This window comes from Ruegeria sp. BHSA123 (assembly GCF_059613425.1).
Genome location: NZ_JBXWSL010000003.1, coordinates 1 through 15742, shown reverse-complemented (window position 1 = coordinate 15742; position 15742 = coordinate 1). Strand labels below are relative to the sequence as shown.

Here is a 15742-nt window from a genome sequence, read left to right as displayed (position 1 = left end):
CCCTAGTTCGGTTCCACCCCCTGCGCCAAGTGACATCCTGTCCCGTATCTCAGCCGCGCGAGATCAGGATCAGGACCAGGAACATCACCGGCACCATCATCAGGGCAGGGATGTAAAGGCCGGGAAGACCAAACACCATGGCGGAACAGCCCCACATGCTGAGGACCGCGCCGACGGTGTAATACAGGTCCTCCGCCTTGCCGTTGGCCGCGTCGCGGGCCAGCCACCCGAAAACCGGAATTGCAAAGAAAAGGCGCTGCCAAACCGGCAGGCGTCCGGGCATATCGATCGCGCTCATGGGGCTTCTCCGTTCTGTTCGTCGCTCCAGCGCATATAGGGCTGCGCATGCGGGTGCAGAACGTACGGATCGTCGCAGTGTGACAGGCTACCGCAGGCGGGCCAGAAATGCGGTCAGATCGTCCGTGTGATGGTGGATGTGATCGGCCTCATGCGGGTCCGGGGCGACATGAACCGTGCGCATTCCCATCTCATGCGGGGCGGCCAGATTACGCGGGTCGTCCTCGAACATCGCGGCCTTGTCAGCCTGAATGCCATCCTGTGCAAAGATGGCTTCAAAGGCGGCTTTCTCGGGCTTGGGCCGATACCCGGCATGTTCGACGCCATAGATTGCATCAAACAGCCCCGAAAGCCCGCGCGCCTGCAAGACCCGCTCGGCGTAGGGCGCGCTGCCATTGGTGTAGACGATGCGCCGTCCGGGCAGGGCGCGAATGTGATCGGCCAGCTCTGCATCCGGGTCCATATGGCTCATGTCCACCTGATGCACCGCGTGCAGATAGGGCTCGGGGTCCAGATCATGTTCGGCCATCAACCCGGCCAGCGTGGTGCCGTATTGGCGCCAGTATTGCCCGCGCAGCCTGTCGGCCTCGGCCCGGTCCACGCCGATGGCTTGCACCACATAATCCGTCATCAGAACTTCGATCTGATCGAACAGCTGCATATGCGGCGGATACAGGGTGTTGTCCAGATCGAACACCCATTGCGTGACATGACTGAAGGACGGTTTGACCATGGCTTGGGTTTAGGGCGCGGGCCGGGTGATTTCAATGCCGTACTTGATTGCTGCCCCCAGAGACGGATAGACATGTCCGAACGAGGAGACAGAATACCCCATGAGCCAGACCCGATCCCCCACCAAGGATGCCTATAGCCTGATACTCGAAGCCATTGATGTCGGCGTCTACAAGCCCGGCGATCGTCTGGTGGAAAGCGAGCTGGCAGAACGGTTCGGGGTGTCGCGCACCCCGATCCGCGAAGCGTTGCAACGCCTGGAAACCCAGTCTCTGCTGGAACGGGACGGTCGGTCACTGATCGTGGCGTCGCTGGACCACAACCAGATGGCCGAGCTTTATATCGTGCGCCGCGAACTGGAAGGGCTCGCCGCGCGGCTGGCTGCCAAACACGCCACCGAAGAAGAGATCAGGGTTCTTCAGGACATGGTTCTCGAAGATGACAAGCTGGTGGGCGATCCGATGGCGCTGTCACGTGCCAACCGGCGCTTTCACGAACAGATCCATCTGGCCTCGCACAACCGCTACCTTGTCCAGCAGCTTGATCTGGTGCACCGGACTATGGCCTTGATGGCGACCACGTCGCTGGCCGTGCAGGGGCGCGGAGAGATTGCCCAGAGCGAACATAAAGGCATCGTCGAAGCCATTGCCGCGCGCGATGAAGAGGCGGCGGGGCGGGCGCTCAAGGATCATATCTCGATCGCGTTCATGACGCGCCTGAAACAGGACGCAAGTCGCCGCGACAAGTGATTATCAGGTCAGCGGCTCGTCTTCGCTGGCCTGTCCGTGCTGGGTCTTGTCCCAGAAAAACGGGTTGGTCGCCAATTCCCACAACGCCTTGTAACCGGCAATCACGCCTAGCGGGAAATACAGAAACATCGTCGGAACCCAAGGCAAAAGAAACCGCCGCTCACGCGCGGATACGGCGATCAGACCAACACCGATACTCAGCCCCTCTGCCACCAGAAACAGCCCGATCAGCGCGGTTGAGATGGAATGCGGCAGAATATTCCCCATCGGATTGGCCAACCCCAGGCTTGACAGCCAGAATACCCAGAGAATGGGTGCCAGCAGAAATTGCCCCAACGTGCCCAAAAAGAACGCCTGAAGGCCCAGAAATTTAACGGCACCAAGGTCACGCCACAGTTTTCGCGGGCTGCGCATATGCACCAGATACGTGACCATGAACCCCTTGAGCCAGCGCGAGCGCTGTTTGACCCAGGGCCAGGCCCGGAAATTCGCCTCCTCATATGTTGTGGTATCCACCATTTCGGTCCGGTACCCGGCCCGGCACAGCCTTACGCCCAGATCAGCGTCCTCGGTGACATTGTGGGCATCCCAGCCGCCCAGTTCCAACAGTTTGTCGCGACGGAAAAAGAACGTGGTGCCCCCAAGCGGCACCACCAGCCGCATGCGGGCGATCCCCGGCAGGATCACGCGGAACCAGCTGTTGTATTCGATGGTAAAGCAGCGCGACCGCCAGTTGCTGCGCGGGTTGTAGTAATCCAGAACCCCTTGCAGGCACACAACATCCGGCGCGGCCTGGGTGAAATGCGCCACCACACGCTCAATCTGATCCGGTTGTGGGGCGTCTTCCGCGTCCCAGACGCCGACGAAGTCGCCCCGGCAGAAATCCAGAGCGTAATTCATGGCGCGCGGCTTGGTGGTCAGCCCGTTCAGCTCGGGCGCCTCGACGATGCGCATCCAACTGGGCAGGCTCACCTGCGCAAGGGCATTGCGCGTCACGTCATCCTTTTCCTCAAGCACAAGGATGACATCCAGCAACGCCTTGGGATAGGTCAGCCGCTGCAGCCTGTGCACCAGAGCGTTCGCGATCTCGCGCTCCTTGTACAATGGCACCATGATCGACACGCAGGGCTGCCGCAATGTGATGGCAGCTTCGGTGTGGTCCGGCTGCGTTCTCAGGCGATGCCAAAGGTAAGCCAGCGTGCCAGCCATCCGAAAGGCTGCAAAAAGCACTAAAGTTCCCACAGCCATGCCCAGCACCGCCAGCAGGCCAAACGCCGGAAACATGGCAAACAGCCCCAGCACACACAACAGGGCCACCGACGGCCCTACGCGCGACCTAAGGGTCCAGTTGCGGCAGCTTTGTGCGGGATCAACCCGCGTTTCCGCCGATCTGGCCAAAGTCCCCGAGAATTGCCGCGCAATCGTGCGGTCGATCTGATCGGATGCCGCCAGCACCGGGATCACGGAATAATCGCATTCCCGCATCCCGGCGGTCACGGTTGCGAACCGGTCGGGCCGGGCAGTGGCCACCAGAACAAGGGGGCCAATCCGCATCCAGGGGATGACATTGTGCTTCAGCCAGAAGTCGACCGGCATCAGCCCGCTCAGTTCCGGCATCGGCGGGATCTGTTCAAGATCGGCAATCTGCCAGCCGGATTGCGCAGACAGCGCGCTCAACACGTCCTGCCGGGTGGCATAGCCTTCGCCGACCAGTATCTCTCCCAGCGGTGCGTTCTGTCTGGTTTGCTGGCTCAGCGCATGGTCCAGCTGGGATCGGGTGATAGCCCCGGTTTCCAGCAGGCAGGTGCCCAGTGGTTTCCGATACCCGGGCGCGGGGATCGGTGCGGCGGACGTGAAATCCAGAAGATCAAGCTCAGCCATAACAAAACCCTGGCGCAGTTACCTGCGCTCAGGGTTGTTCGATCAGGGTTAACACCCGGTTAACACTGCACAGACAAGCAGTTATGCCTGAATTTTCTTCTTTTCCATGGCCTCGGCGAAGCGCTCGAACAGATAGAAACTGTCCTGCGGTCCGGGCGATGCCTCGGGGTGGTGTTGGACCGAATAAACCGGCCTATCCGCCATGCGGATACCGCAGTTCGAACCGTCAAACAGCGACCGGTGGGTTTCCACGACGCCATCCGGCAGGGATTGCGCATCGACAGCAAAACCGTGGTTCATCGACGTGATCTCGACTTTGCCGGTGTCCAGATCCTTGACCGGGTGGTTCGCGCCGTGGTGGCCGTGGTTCATCTTGACCGTCTGACCTCCCAGCGCCAGCGCCAGCATCTGGTGTCCAAGGCAGATGCCGAACACAGGCAGGTCTGTCGTCTCCAGAATCTCTTTGATCATCGGTACGGCGTATTCGCCTGTTGCTGCCGGATCGCCGGGACCGTTCGACAGGAACACACCGTCGGGCTGATGTGCCAGCACGTCAGCTGCGGTCGCGGTTGCGGGTAGAACGGTAACATCACATCCAGCGGATGCGAGGCAGCGCAGGATGTTGCGCTTGGCGCCATAGTCAACGGCAACAACCTTGTGGGCAGGGGCCTTCTGACGCTGGTACCCATCCGGCCAGGCCCACCGCATCTCATCCCAGCGATAGCTTTGGGCGCAGGTGACTTCCTTGGCCAGGTCCATGCCCTCCAGCCCGGCAAAACCGCGCGCGGCAGCCACCAGCGCCCCAATGTCGAAATTTCCCTCGGGATCATGGGCCAGCGCCACATGCGGCGCACCTTGCTGGCGGATGGCCCGGGTCAGACGGCGGGTATCGACACCACCGATGGCGATGCGCCCCCGGCGGGCCAGCCAGCCCTTGAGCTCCTCGGTCGAGCGCCAGTTCGATGGCTCGGTCGGATCCCATTTCACAACCATGCCAGCGGCGACCGGATCACCGGTTTCGTCATCCTCGGGGTTCACGCCGACATTGCCGATATGAGGGAAGGTGAAGGTTACGATCTGCCCGGCATAAGACGGGTCGGTCATGATCTCCTGATATCCGGTCATCGCCGTGTTAAAGCACAGCTCAGCCACGGTTTGCCCGGTCGCGCCGAAGCCTGCGCCGTAAAACAGGGTTCCATCGGCCAAAGCCAGACATGCGGTGGGCTTGGACGGGGCATTCGGGGCCATGGCGCGACTCTCCTGTAGGGTAAATCGGCGCATACCTAAGGGGGTTGCGCGTCTGGGTCAAGTCTGTTCAATTTTTAGGCTATTGTTGTTTTTCAATGGGTTAACTGTATTCACCCCCGGTTGTGTCAGGCTTTTTGTTTCGATATGGTCGAGGTTCCTTTGTCATGGGGATGGACAAGCCAAATGGATATGCGATCACGGGTGAATGCAGCCCTGAAGCAAGCAATGAAAGACAAAGCAGCCGAGCGTCTGTCGACGCTGCGGTTGATCAACGCCGCCATCAAAGACCGCGACATCGCGGCACGTGCGTCCGACAATGAAGAAGCAAAGGGATGCAGCGACGCAGAGGTTCTTGAAATCCTTGGAAAAATGACCAAGCAGCGCAAGGAAAGCGCACGCGCCTACGAAGAGGGCGGTCGCCTGGATCTGGCCGAACGCGAGATTCGCGAAGTCGAGGTGATCGAGGAATTTCTACCCAAACAGCTGGATGACGATGAGGTCAGCAGGGCCATTCAAACCGCCATCACGGCAACCGGCGCGGGTTCGATCCGCGATATGGGCAAGGTGATGGGCGAGTTGAAGACGCGCTATACCGGCCGGATGGATTTCGGCAAGGTCGGCCCGATGGTCAAGGATCACCTGTGCGCAGCCTCAAACGGCGATTGCTGAGGCACTAGGCCCTGTGAATTGCTACTGCGCGACCGGCTCGCGCAGTCTTAGGACCAGCTCGTCATAAAGCGTGATCCGTTCATCTTCGGACAGAAACGCCCCGATTTCGACCTCGCGCCCGTCTCCGACAAGGGTGACATAATGCGGCACCGGGCCGCCTTTCTCGTGCATCGCCGGTCGCGCCCAATAGCGGTTGCAAGACCATTCGTGCTGCTCTTTGCCGGGGGTGTGGTGCACCAGCCGCGCATGTGTGCCCGACAGGGTCAGAACCTCGAAAACACTGCGGGCGCGGTAGTTGGTCTTGATGGCCAGCCACAGCCCCAGCACAGTGATCAGCAGAAACGGCAGCAGCCCCCACAGGATCACGGAACCAAGCGTGGCCAGCAATGGGATCAGGCCAAACAGGAACACCGACAATATCGTGATCATCGCCCCTCGCGGAGGCAGCGAGTTATGCGGCCAAAGCCGCAGTTCCTGTTCGGTTTCCGAGGTCTGATTCCACGTGTAGGGCATACCGCGAACATAGCGCAGCGCGGCCTCATGTCGACGGGTTTTGATCAGACGACGTGGCCGACCCGAGACCAGGATAGGGCGTCATCCAGACGATCGTCACCCCAGAACACCTCTTGCCGGACAACAAAGCTGGGGGCGCCGAAAACACCCAGTTTGACGGCGGTTTCCGTCTCGGCCTCAAGGGCCGCGACGATGTCGTCGCCTTGCGCGCGCGCCAGGGTCAGTCGGGGGTCCTGCTGACACCGCAAAAGCGCCTCGGACAGTGCACTTTCGCTACCGGCTTCCACCCCTTCTTCGAACCAGATGCGATATAGCGTCTGGGTGAACGTCACGCCCCAGCCGTCCATCATTCCAAGCACCGCAACCTGATTGGCCAGCGGCAGATTGGAAATCGGATAGGGCGCGGGCAGGTTGGCGTGGATGTGGTACTTGGCACAGCGGCGTTCGATGTCGCGCCACATATAAGCCGATTTCACAGGCTTTCCGGCAAAAGGAATATTCTGCTGGGCCGACATCACCGTACGCACGTTGAACGGGCGCCAGTTCACCGTGGCGTCATGCTGGGCGCACCATTCGTCCAGACGCATCACGGTCAGGAAGCTGTACGTGCTGCCAATGGAATACCAAAAGTCGATCTCGGGCATTGCCGACCCTCCGACTGTTCCGTCCGCACATCATAGCTGATTTCGGGGCACTTGGCGAACGCGAGGTGAGGGCAAAGAAAAACCCCGCCACCTGGGCGGGGTTTCTTTGGATCAGATCGAGATCAGTGCGCGTGGCCCTTGTCCCAGTCTTCCTGCTTGGGCAGCTGCTCGAACGTGTGCTCGGGCGGCGGCGTGGGCAGGGTCCATTCCAGCGTATCCGCATACTCGTTCCAGTAGTTGGGCCGGGTCTCGCGTGCGCCACGCAGCAGGGCGTAGATCACGATGCCGAAGAACAGCAGGAACGAAGCGAACGAGATGAACGCACCAATCGACGAAACATAGTTCCACTGCGCGAACGCCTCGGGATAGTCGATGTAGCGGCGCGGCATGCCCTGACGACCCAGGAAGTGCTGCGGGAAGAAGGTCAGGTTGGCGCCGATGAAGAACATCCAGAAGTGAACCTTGCCCCAGAACTCGGAATATTGGCGACCGGTCATTTTCGCGAAGTAGAAATACATCCCCGCAAAGATCGCAAAGACGGCACCCAAGCTCATCACATAGTGGAAATGCGCAACCACATAGTAGGTGTCGTGATAGGCACGGTCCACGCCAGCCTGCGACAGAACCACACCGGTCACACCGCCAACGGTGAACAGGAACAGGAAGCCGAAGGCAAACAGCATCGGTGTCTTGAACTCGATGGAACCGCCCCACATGGTCGCGATCCACGAGAAGACCTTAACGCCCGTCGGAACCGCGATGACCATCGTGGCCAGCATGAAATAGGCCTGCTGACGCAGCGACATGCCGACGGTGTACATGTGGTGCGCCCACACGACAAAGCCCAGAACACCGATCGCGATAATCGCCCAGACCATCGGCAGATAGCCAAAGATCGGCTTGCGCGAGAAGGTCGCGATGACATGGCTGATGATGCCGAAACCGGGCAGGATCACGATATACACTTCCGGGTGGCCAAAGAACCACAGGATGTGCTGATACAGGATCGGATCGCCGCCACCGGCCGGATCAAAGAAGGTAAAGCCAAAGTTGCGGTCCATCAGCAACATGGTGATTGCGCCCGCCAGAACCGGCAGCGACAGCAGAATCAGCCACGAGGTGACGAAGATCGACCAGCTGAACAGCGGCACCTTGAACAGGGTCATGCCGGGGGCACGCATGTTCAGGAAGGTGGTGATCATGTTGATCGCGCCGAGGATCGAGGAGGCGCCCGATACGTGTACGGCAAAGATCGCAAGGTCCATGGACATGCCGCCCTCGGTCGTGGACAGCGGCGGGTACAGAACCCAGCCCACGCCCGAACCCATCTGATCGTTCCCACCGGGGCTCAGCAGCGAGGCCACACCCAACGAGGTACCGGCGACATAAAGCCAGAAGGACAGGTTGTTCATCCGCGGGAACGCCATATCCGGCGCGCCGATCTGCAACGGCATGAAATAGTTGCCAAATCCGCCGAACAGGGCAGGGATGACAACAAAGAACATCATCAGAACACCGTGATAGGTGATCATCACGTTCCACAGATGCCCGTTGGGCGTACACGGGTCGGCCATGAAGCCTTCAAGGCACATGTACTGAACACCGGGGTGCATCAGCTCGAGCCGCATGTAAACGGTCATCAGAACCGAGATCAGACCGGCCAGAGCCGAAACGATCAGGTACAGAATCCCGATGTCCTTGTGGTTGGTCGACATGAACCAGCGCTGGAAAAAGCTGCGCTGGTCTTCATGGTCGTGACCATGAATGGCTGCGTCTGCCATTATAGGTGCCTCCTGTTGCAACTACACCGCGCAGCCGGACCTCTCCAACGCGCGGGATTCCTGCTGGTTTTAGAATGCGTAGGGGCGACCTTCAATGGCCGAGTTTGATCTGGATCAAGATAAATGGCCGCACCCCCCTTGAAAAGGAACGATCAAGAGGCCGGGATCTGAGCGTTCGGGGGGTGGCGATACAGCGGATCTGGTACCTGTCATCATGCCGCCCGCAATGGGACCGGCGCTCAAAGCCGACCGGAAAGGAGTGAACGCCTGCCGTCGGCCCACTCCGCAGGATCGAGGACAGGGAAGGGTAGCTTAAGAACACAAAGGGGTCGCTGCCTCCTTGGGCGTTCTCGATTTCAACGTACTTATTGCTATTGCATGGAGCTCTAGAGACTGGCCACCGACACAGGCGCCCAGTCGGCCCACCATGGTTTCGCCTGTTCGATTTCGTAGGCCAGTTCGAAAAGTGTGTCTTCGCGACCGGCGGGTGCAACGAAATGGCTGCCAATAGGCAGACCTTCACGGGTCAGGCCTGCGGGCACGGACATTCCTGGCAATCCAAGCGCGTTCTGAATCGGGGTGTAGGACGTGAACCTCGCAACACGCGCGAACATCTCCTCGAATGGGACACTTTCATCGAATAGCGTGCCAATCACCGGTGCTGTGCCCGGGGTAACCGGTGACAGAAACACATCAAACGCGGACAGCCATGCGCCATATCTGGTGCCCAGATCCAGCATATATGCGCTGGCTGCTTCCTGATCTTCATGAGTGAAGTTGCGCGCGAAGGCGGCCCAGTCGCGGACGAACGCGTCAAGCAGTCCCGTTTCCTCCGGCGGTCGGCCCGCCTTGGCCGTCGCCGCGTCGGCGAGGCCCACCATGCGGAACCCGAAGATCTGGTTGAAGCGAAGCTCGAACTCATCGTCCACCGGGCTTTGCGTTTCAATCACGCTATGACCAAGGTCTTCGCAGAGTTGCGCCATTTCTTCGATGACGCGCTGCACCTCGGGATCTGGCAGGTCGCCGTAATAATTGCGGAGGTCAAATCCGATTTTCAGCCGGTTGGTGGACGGGCCAGAAATCAACGGGATTGGTCTGTGCGGTGCATTCGGTGACCGGTCCTGCCCCAAGGCGAAAAGCACCGCGCTGTCTCGCACGGAGCGGCTGACGCAATTGTCGGCAGCATAGGTGGTCTGATCACTCGATCCCCACAACATACGGTGACGGCTTGGCTTCAATCCGAAGACACCACAACAGGATGCAGGAATACGGATGGACCCGCCGCCGTCGCTGGCATGGGCGAGCGGTACGATACCTGCCGCGACCGCAGCCGCGGACCCTCCGCTTGAGCCTCCGGAGGAGTGATCGAGGTTCCACGGGTTGCGGCACGGTCCGAGCAGTTGACCTTCCGTGACCGGAAGTGCTCCGACCTCTGGCATATTGCTCTTTCCGATCAGGTTCAGCCCGGCTGCCTCTTGGGCCAGTGCCAGCGGCGCGGACCTTGGTCGGTGATTGTCGCGATATACGCGCGAGCCATGGGTCGTGTATTGCCCTGCAATATCGAGGTTATCCTTCACCACAAACGGAACCCCGGCAAACGGTCCTTGCCGTCGCATGTCCACGGCCTTGTCTCTCGCCTCTTCGTACATCGGCGTTGTGATCGCATTGAGACTCTGATCAAGCGCCAAGGCGGCTTCGACGGCAGCGTCGCAAAGCTCTGATGGCGTTATGTCTCCGGACTTGACCAGTGCCGCAAGGCCGAGCCCGTCCGTAGTCAACAGAACTTGCCGAAATTCCGAAACCTGCGCCGCAGCTCGGTTGCCGGCTGTCGCGAACATGAGGCTCGCCGCTGTTGAGCCAAGAAAATCCCGTCTGGAAAGCATGTTCTTCTCCAAATTTTCACCCCGCCTAGAATATCAATCATGCAGAGGCGAAACCACTGTCTTGCCTAACGGTCAGCGGGCAGCAAACACCAACACTCGGGAACACTCAGTTGACCGCAAATACTCGCAATGCGAACCTTTGACTTGAGCTTGATGAAGTATTGAAGAACTTAACCAGTTTTCGTCTCATTAAGAAATGCGAAACCTGTACTCTGCTGCGTAGGCGGACATCACCTGTCGGGAACGTCCTGCATCTGTCTCGATCTATGCGATCTCAAGCCAAATCCAATTGTACAAAACGAACAACGGCCTCCGAAAACCCGGTACAATTTGTACATTTCAGCCTTCAATCCCCCGGCTTGACCCGGCGGGGCGGGTGGACCACAACTCGGTCAAAAGCCCCTCAAGGAACGGATGGCAACCATGGATTATGATCCCGACAACATCTTCGCCAAAATTCTGCGCGGCGAGATACCTTCGTCAAAAGTTTACGAAGACGCCGACACACTGGCCTTCATGGACATCATGCCGCGCGCGGATGGGCATTTGCTGGTGATCCCCAAAACGCCCTGCCGCAATGTGCTGGATGCCACGCCCGACCAACTGGCGGCGGTCATGTACACCGTTCAAAAGATGGCTCGTGCGGTGATGAAAGCCTTCGACGCGGACGGTGTAACCATTCAACAATTCAACGAAACCGCAGGCGGGCAGGAGGTTTTCCACCTGCATTTTCACGTCCTGCCGCGTCATGACGGGGTGTCGATGCGCCCACCCGGTAAGATGGGTGATTTCGACTTGATTGCCGAACATGCGGAAAGGATAAAAATCTCTTTTTAATCAATATCTTCAGGTCTTTTTGTGAGATGACAATCTGGACAATTACCCGCATCCGCCCGTGCATGTCGCCGCGACCGGAGACAAGAAAACCCGAAACCCCTCCTTGGGACAGGCCATGTGGATCCATAGCTGGACAACGCAGAAATCGCCTGCCCCCGACCATTGCGGCTTGAGCACGGGTTTCAGCGTGAAGGGGGGAAATGAATTGCCGTTCCGATTTGGGGTCGGAACGGCAGACTCGTAACCAAACACTTCTCGGATTTCGAGGGCGAGCCCTTGATCACCGGTTTAACATACCACTCACTCTTGATTGGCAGTTTCATATTACTCGTTAACAACACCGGTGTATCCTAGAGAATTAAAACTTGCCTAAAGAATAACGTAAAACTGAATGGTTCTTGGTAAATTGCGACGTGTTTCGGAAACAGAGCCTTCCGCACATGCATATTGTTGTATCCAAGCGCAGCGGAAGCTGATTCTCTGCCAAGGCAGAATCAGAAATCAGAGGCACCAAACACGCCCTCGAAGGTTTTCTTCAAGGCCGCATCAAGATCATTCATGGTGACCGGAAGCCCCAGATCCACCAATGAAGTCACGCCATATTCGCTGATCCCGCAGGGAACAATGCCCGAGAAATGCTCCAGATCCGGTTCGACATTGATCGAAATACCGTGAAAGCTGACCCATTTGCGTAAACGCAGGCCAATTGCCGCGATCTTGTCCTCTTCCGGTTTGCCGGTCACCGTCAGCGGTTTGTCGTCGCGCCGCACCCAGACACCAACGCGCCCGTCGCGTATTTCGCCATGCACGTTGAATTCGGCAAGTGCCGATATCACCCAGTTTTCCAACTGCTTCACGAATTGGCGCACGTCGCGCCCGCGCTTGTTCAGATCCAGCATGACATAGGCCACACGCTGACCGGGGCCGTGATAGGTGTACTCGCCGCCCCGTTTGCTTGCATAAACCGGAAAGCGGTCAGGATCGGTCAGGTCTTCTACCTTAGCTGACGTGCCTGCCGTATAAAGCGGCGGGTGTTCCAGTAACCAGATGCACTCCTCCGCGTCGCCGCGTGCAATCCCGGCGACGCGTGCCTCCATAAAGGCGGTCGCTTCGTCATAACTGGTCAGACCATCGGTGATTTTCCATTCCATGGCGGCCTCATATCCGTCCGTAGCGGGCAGGGGAAGAGGGGTCAGGCCGCTTCGGTCAAACACTGTTGCAGCACCCGGGAATAGGTATCGACCCCTTGCGCGCCGGTCAGCAGGTATTTTCCGCCAAACACCATGGACGGCACACCTGAAATACCCCTGCTGGTCCAGAATTGCTGTTTCTCTCGCACCAAGGCGATGTGTTCGCCGGTCTCAAGCACCTGACGTGCGGCATCAGAGTTCAGCCCGGCAGACGTGACGGCCTGCAACAGAGCCTCAACGTCGGACACATCCTGTTGCCGTGTGAAATATGCGTCGAAAAGCGCAAGCTTCAATTGGTGTTGCTGGCCCTGACTTTCGGCCCAATCCAGCAACTGATGCGCCTTGAATGTATTCACGATCCGACTGTCTTCGTGAAAGTTGAAGGTGAACCCCAGTTCTGCGCCGATCGCCGTTAGCCTGTCACGTGCCTGCTGGCTCTGTTCGGGGGTCGAGCCATATTTCTCCGTGATGTGTTCCCGCAGGTTCTGCCCTTCAGGCGGCATGTTCGGGTTCAATTCGAACGGGTGCCAGCGAATTTGGGCCTGGATGCCCTGCTGTTTCAATGCCACGTCAAGCTGGCGAAACCCGACTATGCACCACGGGCACACGACGTCTGACACGATATCGATTTGGATGATGGCGCGGGTATCGGGCGAGGTCATCTGCGGCTCCTGTCAGATCGAAACTGTGTTGATCACCGGCTTAGATAGGACTGCTGCGAAGGTTTTTAAACCAGTGTGTTTTTGCCTCTTCACATCGCGTGCGCCAACGTCTATACGCCGCTCTACCAAGTCACAGGCAGTGCGGTCGTGGCGGAATTGGTAGACGCGCAGCGTTGAGGTCGCTGTGGGGTAACACCCGTGGAAGTTCGAGTCTTCTCGACCGCACCAGAACTTACTTGATCAGTTCGTTTTGGGTCATATAAACAAGGGCAATCAGCATTTTCCGAGTGTGTCGCATAACGCAAACAGCACACACGGACAGCACACAATGGCCCTTAGAATGAAGATCAAATACATCGACCCCATCAGCGACACTCAATGGCGTTTCCGCAGAAGGTGGCCGAAGCGCGTGCGTGAAATTCGTGGTGAGGATGCCTATCAGAAGCACATTAAGGCGCGTGACGGGGCTGCTTTTCAGCGCGAGTATCAGTTCCACCTGAGAAATTTTGACGCGATAATTGAGGATACTCTTAGGCGGCACCCTGAGGTTGACACCCGGTCAGCCACTCAGAAGTTCATCGACGCCCAGCGCCTAGCAGAGCATTACATGACTGGTGTTCAAGGTTTGGACCCTGACGATAGCTGGACCCGTGGGGTAGTGGGTCACGGTCTGGCTGCCCGTGGAGAGGCACCGGAAGTTGTGGCTGCTATCCTGAACCCTGATCAGGAACCCCCGAAGCCCACGTTGGTCGACATGCGGGACACCTACGCGAAGGACAAAGGGCTTGCTGATGATCGAAAGGCGATGGTCAGAATTGACCGCACCTTTGGCCGACTGAAGGACGCCCTAGGGAAGCCTCTGGAAGACGTGACGATTGAGAGTATCGACCGACAGACAGCACGTAGCTTCATGGACCACCTGCTTGGTTTGAAGAAAGCAAATGGAGAACCGCTAGCGCTCAAGTCGTGTCAGCGAGAAGTGATTATTGTCGCCGCCGCCTATAATCATGCCGTCAGGGAATTGGAGATACCGTCTGAGCGTAACCATTTCGAGCGCCTTCCATGGCCTAAGGAACAGGTTAGTTCTCTGGATAAGAATGTACCGCTGCCTGACAACGTCGTGGACGCCGTTCAGAAGACCCTTGAGGGTGGTCGCAGCGAAGACCTACCGGATATGTGGCGAGTATTAAAAGGTACTGGTATGCGGTTGGGTGAGGCTTGTGGTCTGCGCGTTTGTGACGTCGACCTGAATGGGGAAACTCCGTCCATCCTGATCACCCCCAACGAAATAAATGGCATCAAGAACAGCAACAGTGACAGGCATGTTCCAATAGCCTCAGACAGCCTCAGGGAATCCCTCAGGGCGCGTGTTGAGGGGAGTAAGGGTGACCAGCCTCTGTTCCCTTCTTATGGCCGTGACGGAGGCCCTACGGCTGCCTCTGCGGCGCTGATGAAGGCGGTCAGAAAGAACACCGACGACAAGCGCATGAAGGTCCATGGGCTACGCCACAGGGCAAGTGATAAGCTAAGGGATGCTGGGGCACCTGTAGAGGTTCGTCATGGATACCTCGGGCATTCCGCTCAGTCGGTCGCTGAGAATACCTATGGTGGACGTGAGGCGCGGCTTAGAGAGTTCGCTAGGTGGGGCGTGAAGGCTGGGCTTTAAGAGCCGGTTTCAAGGCCTCAGCAGATTGTCGTGCCATAACGCCAACTCAAAAGATACCATTTGGCAGGCCGTACCGTAGATAAATCGAGCAACAAATTGGAGATTTGCGACTTCGTGAAATGTGTCTGCGGCGAATTCCGAATAGAGGCGGTTGTAGGCTCCTTTAGCTTTTTCAGTATTGATATGGTAAAAATCTGAAAAGTGAAGGCTGTGTGCGGCAACGTTTCTCAATTCTTTGATAGCGTTGAGATTTTCCTTAACTTCTGGATTTAACAAACCAAGATCATGTGCCACCTCAATTTTGCCGCCAAGGGTTGTCATCCTTCTCTTTGTTTTGGATGGCGTACCAGCTAAATTTTGGTTTTTATAGCTGCCTTCAATGTATCCTTTTAGAACTTCTTCTAGAAAAGCTCCCCAGACTAAAACAATACCACGCGCCGTGCCAGCATGGTTTTCAGAATTTGCTTCGTTTAACATACCGGCAAATTGGTTCATGAACCAGATGGGTAACGTTTGTTGAAAGCGTGGTTGCTGAAAGCTCGGATGTAAGGAAACGCCGTCGTAGGCCCCGATAGGGCCAAACTCACCACTGCGACAACGATGGAAAATTTCAATTCCATGGCGTTCGCAGTCATTTGGATTTGCAGAGAAGGGAACCTCATTTTTGATGTGGTTGAACTTTACGTAACAATCAATAACTGACTGATCTTTTCTGGCCCATTTGGGGTTCCGAACGCTTTCCACAATGTTAGTATGCTTTAGCATCAACCACTTGCCTTCTCACCATAATTTGTACTAAGCGATTTCCCGAAATTCCCTTTGACCATGAACGGTTGATGCTAACGTGAGCAAGACTTTTCTAGCTTTGCCGGGAGCGACAAACATAGCCACGTTTGATTTACCGGGTTACCATGAGCAGCCTCATCTGACTGGTCCGATTTGATTGTTAGTGCATCATCGGCCTGTGATCCATCGGGATGATGGTTTCAG

15 protein-coding genes and 1 tRNA gene are annotated in these 15742 nt (G+C 57.6%); 5 read left to right on the top strand and 11 right to left on the bottom strand.

Translation table 11 applies throughout. The annotated features are described in order from the left end of the window. Positions 1-49: 49 nt before the first annotated feature. Together AC2FNC_RS02165 and AC2FNC_RS02160 are read right to left on the bottom strand one after the other, a co-directional pair. Positions 50-298 carry a hypothetical protein gene (locus AC2FNC_RS02165; RefSeq protein WP_480554699.1) on the bottom strand — a complete coding sequence of 83 codons (249 nt, stop codon included), beginning with the start codon at positions 296-298 and terminating at the stop codon, positions 50-52. A gap of 87 nt (positions 299-385) precedes the next feature. Continuing rightward, positions 386-1030 (bottom strand): pyrimidine 5'-nucleotidase, encoded by a 645-nt coding sequence (locus tag AC2FNC_RS02160; protein WP_480476564.1) that lies wholly within the window; start codon positions 1028-1030, stop codon positions 386-388. A gap of 100 nt (positions 1031-1130) precedes the next feature. Here AC2FNC_RS02160 and AC2FNC_RS02155 point away from each other — a divergent pair, with 100 nt between their 5' ends. Further along, complete coding sequence (locus AC2FNC_RS02155; protein ID WP_267363400.1) at positions 1131-1778, top strand: GntR family transcriptional regulator; 648 nt, start codon at positions 1131-1133, stop codon at positions 1776-1778. A gap of 3 nt (positions 1779-1781) precedes the next feature. On the opposite strand, the gene AC2FNC_RS02150 is transcribed toward AC2FNC_RS02155, so the two are convergent. Both AC2FNC_RS02150 and carA read right to left on the bottom strand, forming a co-directional pair. Continuing rightward, entirely contained in the window at positions 1782-3659 is a 1878-nt protein-coding gene (locus AC2FNC_RS02150; RefSeq protein ID WP_496714523.1) for a glycosyltransferase, read from the bottom strand. A gap of 81 nt (positions 3660-3740) precedes the next feature. Further along, the gene (gene carA, locus AC2FNC_RS02145; RefSeq protein WP_496714522.1) at positions 3741-4907 is read right to left on the bottom strand and encodes a glutamine-hydrolyzing carbamoyl-phosphate synthase small subunit; all 1167 of its coding nucleotides are present in this window, start codon (positions 4905-4907) and stop codon (positions 3741-3743) included. Positions 4908-5090: 183 nt separating this feature from the next. On the opposite strand from carA, the gene AC2FNC_RS02140 reads away from it, so the two are divergent. After that, on the top strand, positions 5091-5576 hold the full coding sequence (locus tag AC2FNC_RS02140) for a GatB/YqeY domain-containing protein (protein ID WP_480493418.1): 486 nt from the start codon (positions 5091-5093) through the stop codon (positions 5574-5576). Positions 5577-5597: 21 nt separating this feature from the next. Here the strand turns inward: AC2FNC_RS02140 and AC2FNC_RS02135 are convergent, their stop codons facing one another. The 4 genes from AC2FNC_RS02135 to AC2FNC_RS02120 all read right to left on the bottom strand — a co-directional run bounded on the left by AC2FNC_RS02135 (position 5598) and on the right by AC2FNC_RS02120 (position 10352). Further along, positions 5598-6089: a DUF2244 domain-containing protein gene (locus AC2FNC_RS02135; RefSeq protein WP_209504230.1), complete on the bottom strand. Its 492-nt coding sequence runs from the start codon at positions 6087-6089 to the stop codon at positions 5598-5600. Positions 6090-6133: 44 nt separating this feature from the next. Beyond that, on the bottom strand, positions 6134-6733 hold the full coding sequence (locus AC2FNC_RS02130; protein ID WP_480516658.1) for a 2-hydroxychromene-2-carboxylate isomerase: 600 nt from the start codon (positions 6731-6733) through the stop codon (positions 6134-6136). Positions 6734-6855: 122 nt separating this feature from the next. Further along, positions 6856-8514: a cytochrome c oxidase subunit I gene (ctaD, locus tag AC2FNC_RS02125; protein ID WP_267366169.1), complete on the bottom strand. Its 1659-nt coding sequence runs from the start codon at positions 8512-8514 to the stop codon at positions 6856-6858. A 386-nt stretch (positions 8515-8900) separates the two neighbouring features. Then, positions 8901-10352: an amidase family protein gene (locus AC2FNC_RS02120; protein WP_480554704.1), complete on the bottom strand. Its 1452-nt coding sequence runs from the start codon at positions 10350-10352 to the stop codon at positions 8901-8903. 459 nt (positions 10353-10811) lie between these two features. Between AC2FNC_RS02120 and AC2FNC_RS02115 the strand changes: the two genes are divergently transcribed. Beyond that, on the top strand, positions 10812-11234 hold the full coding sequence (locus AC2FNC_RS02115) for an HIT family protein (RefSeq protein ID WP_496714521.1): 423 nt from the start codon (positions 10812-10814) through the stop codon (positions 11232-11234). A 494-nt stretch (positions 11235-11728) separates the two neighbouring features. On the opposite strand, the gene lipB is transcribed toward AC2FNC_RS02115, so the two are convergent. Both lipB and AC2FNC_RS02105 read right to left on the bottom strand, forming a co-directional pair. Beyond that, on the bottom strand, positions 11729-12385 hold the full coding sequence (gene lipB, locus AC2FNC_RS02110) for a lipoyl(octanoyl) transferase LipB (protein ID WP_496714520.1): 657 nt from the start codon (positions 12383-12385) through the stop codon (positions 11729-11731). Between the two features lie 41 nt (positions 12386-12426). After that, positions 12427-13086, bottom strand: coding sequence for a DsbA family oxidoreductase (locus tag AC2FNC_RS02105; RefSeq protein ID WP_480521132.1), 660 nt, complete (start codon positions 13084-13086; stop codon positions 12427-12429). Between the two features lie 141 nt (positions 13087-13227). Between AC2FNC_RS02105 and AC2FNC_RS02100 the strand changes: the two genes are divergently transcribed. After that, positions 13228-13314 (top strand) — tRNA-Leu (locus AC2FNC_RS02100). Between the two features lie 100 nt (positions 13315-13414). Beyond that, positions 13415-14752: a tyrosine-type recombinase/integrase gene (locus tag AC2FNC_RS02095; RefSeq protein WP_496714519.1), complete on the top strand. Its 1338-nt coding sequence runs from the start codon at positions 13415-13417 to the stop codon at positions 14750-14752. Between the two features lie 9 nt (positions 14753-14761). Here AC2FNC_RS02095 and AC2FNC_RS02090 read toward each other — a convergent pair whose 3' ends face one another. Beyond that, the gene (locus tag AC2FNC_RS02090) at positions 14762-15517 is read right to left on the bottom strand and encodes a DUF4145 domain-containing protein (RefSeq protein WP_496714518.1); all 756 of its coding nucleotides are present in this window, start codon (positions 15515-15517) and stop codon (positions 14762-14764) included. Between the last annotated feature and the right edge of the window lie 225 nt (positions 15518-15742).

Coding starts and splice junctions, on each gene's coding strand:
- ctaD (WP_267366169.1), bottom strand. CDS start 8,514: ATGGCAGACGCAGCCATTCATGGTCACGACCATGAAGACCAGCGCAGC.
- AC2FNC_RS02165 (WP_480554699.1), bottom strand. CDS start 298: ATGAGCGCGATCGATATGCCCGGACGCCTGCCGGTTTGGCAGCGCCTT.
- AC2FNC_RS02105 (WP_480521132.1), bottom strand. CDS start 13,086: ATGACCTCGCCCGATACCCGCGCCATCATCCAAATCGATATCGTGTCA.
- AC2FNC_RS02130 (WP_480516658.1), bottom strand. CDS start 6,733: ATGCCCGAGATCGACTTTTGGTATTCCATTGGCAGCACGTACAGCTTC.
- AC2FNC_RS02150 (WP_496714523.1), bottom strand. CDS start 3,659: ATGGCTGAGCTTGATCTTCTGGATTTCACGTCCGCCGCACCGATCCCC.
- AC2FNC_RS02115 (WP_496714521.1), top strand. CDS start 10,812: ATGGCAACCATGGATTATGATCCCGACAACATCTTCGCCAAAATTCTG.
- AC2FNC_RS02095 (WP_496714519.1), top strand. CDS start 13,415: ATGGCCCTTAGAATGAAGATCAAATACATCGACCCCATCAGCGACACT.
- AC2FNC_RS02120 (WP_480554704.1), bottom strand. CDS start 10,352: ATGTTCGCGACAGCCGGCAACCGAGCTGCGGCGCAGGTTTCGGAATTT.
- AC2FNC_RS02160 (WP_480476564.1), bottom strand. CDS start 1,030: ATGGTCAAACCGTCCTTCAGTCATGTCACGCAATGGGTGTTCGATCTG.
- AC2FNC_RS02135 (WP_209504230.1), bottom strand. CDS start 6,089: ATGCCCTACACGTGGAATCAGACCTCGGAAACCGAACAGGAACTGCGG.
- AC2FNC_RS02090 (WP_496714518.1), bottom strand. CDS start 15,517: ATGCTAAAGCATACTAACATTGTGGAAAGCGTTCGGAACCCCAAATGG.
- AC2FNC_RS02155 (WP_267363400.1), top strand. CDS start 1,131: ATGAGCCAGACCCGATCCCCCACCAAGGATGCCTATAGCCTGATACTC.
- AC2FNC_RS02140 (WP_480493418.1), top strand. CDS start 5,091: ATGGATATGCGATCACGGGTGAATGCAGCCCTGAAGCAAGCAATGAAA.
- lipB (WP_496714520.1), bottom strand. CDS start 12,385: ATGGAATGGAAAATCACCGATGGTCTGACCAGTTATGACGAAGCGACC.
- carA (WP_496714522.1), bottom strand. CDS start 4,907: ATGGCCCCGAATGCCCCGTCCAAGCCCACCGCATGTCTGGCTTTGGCC.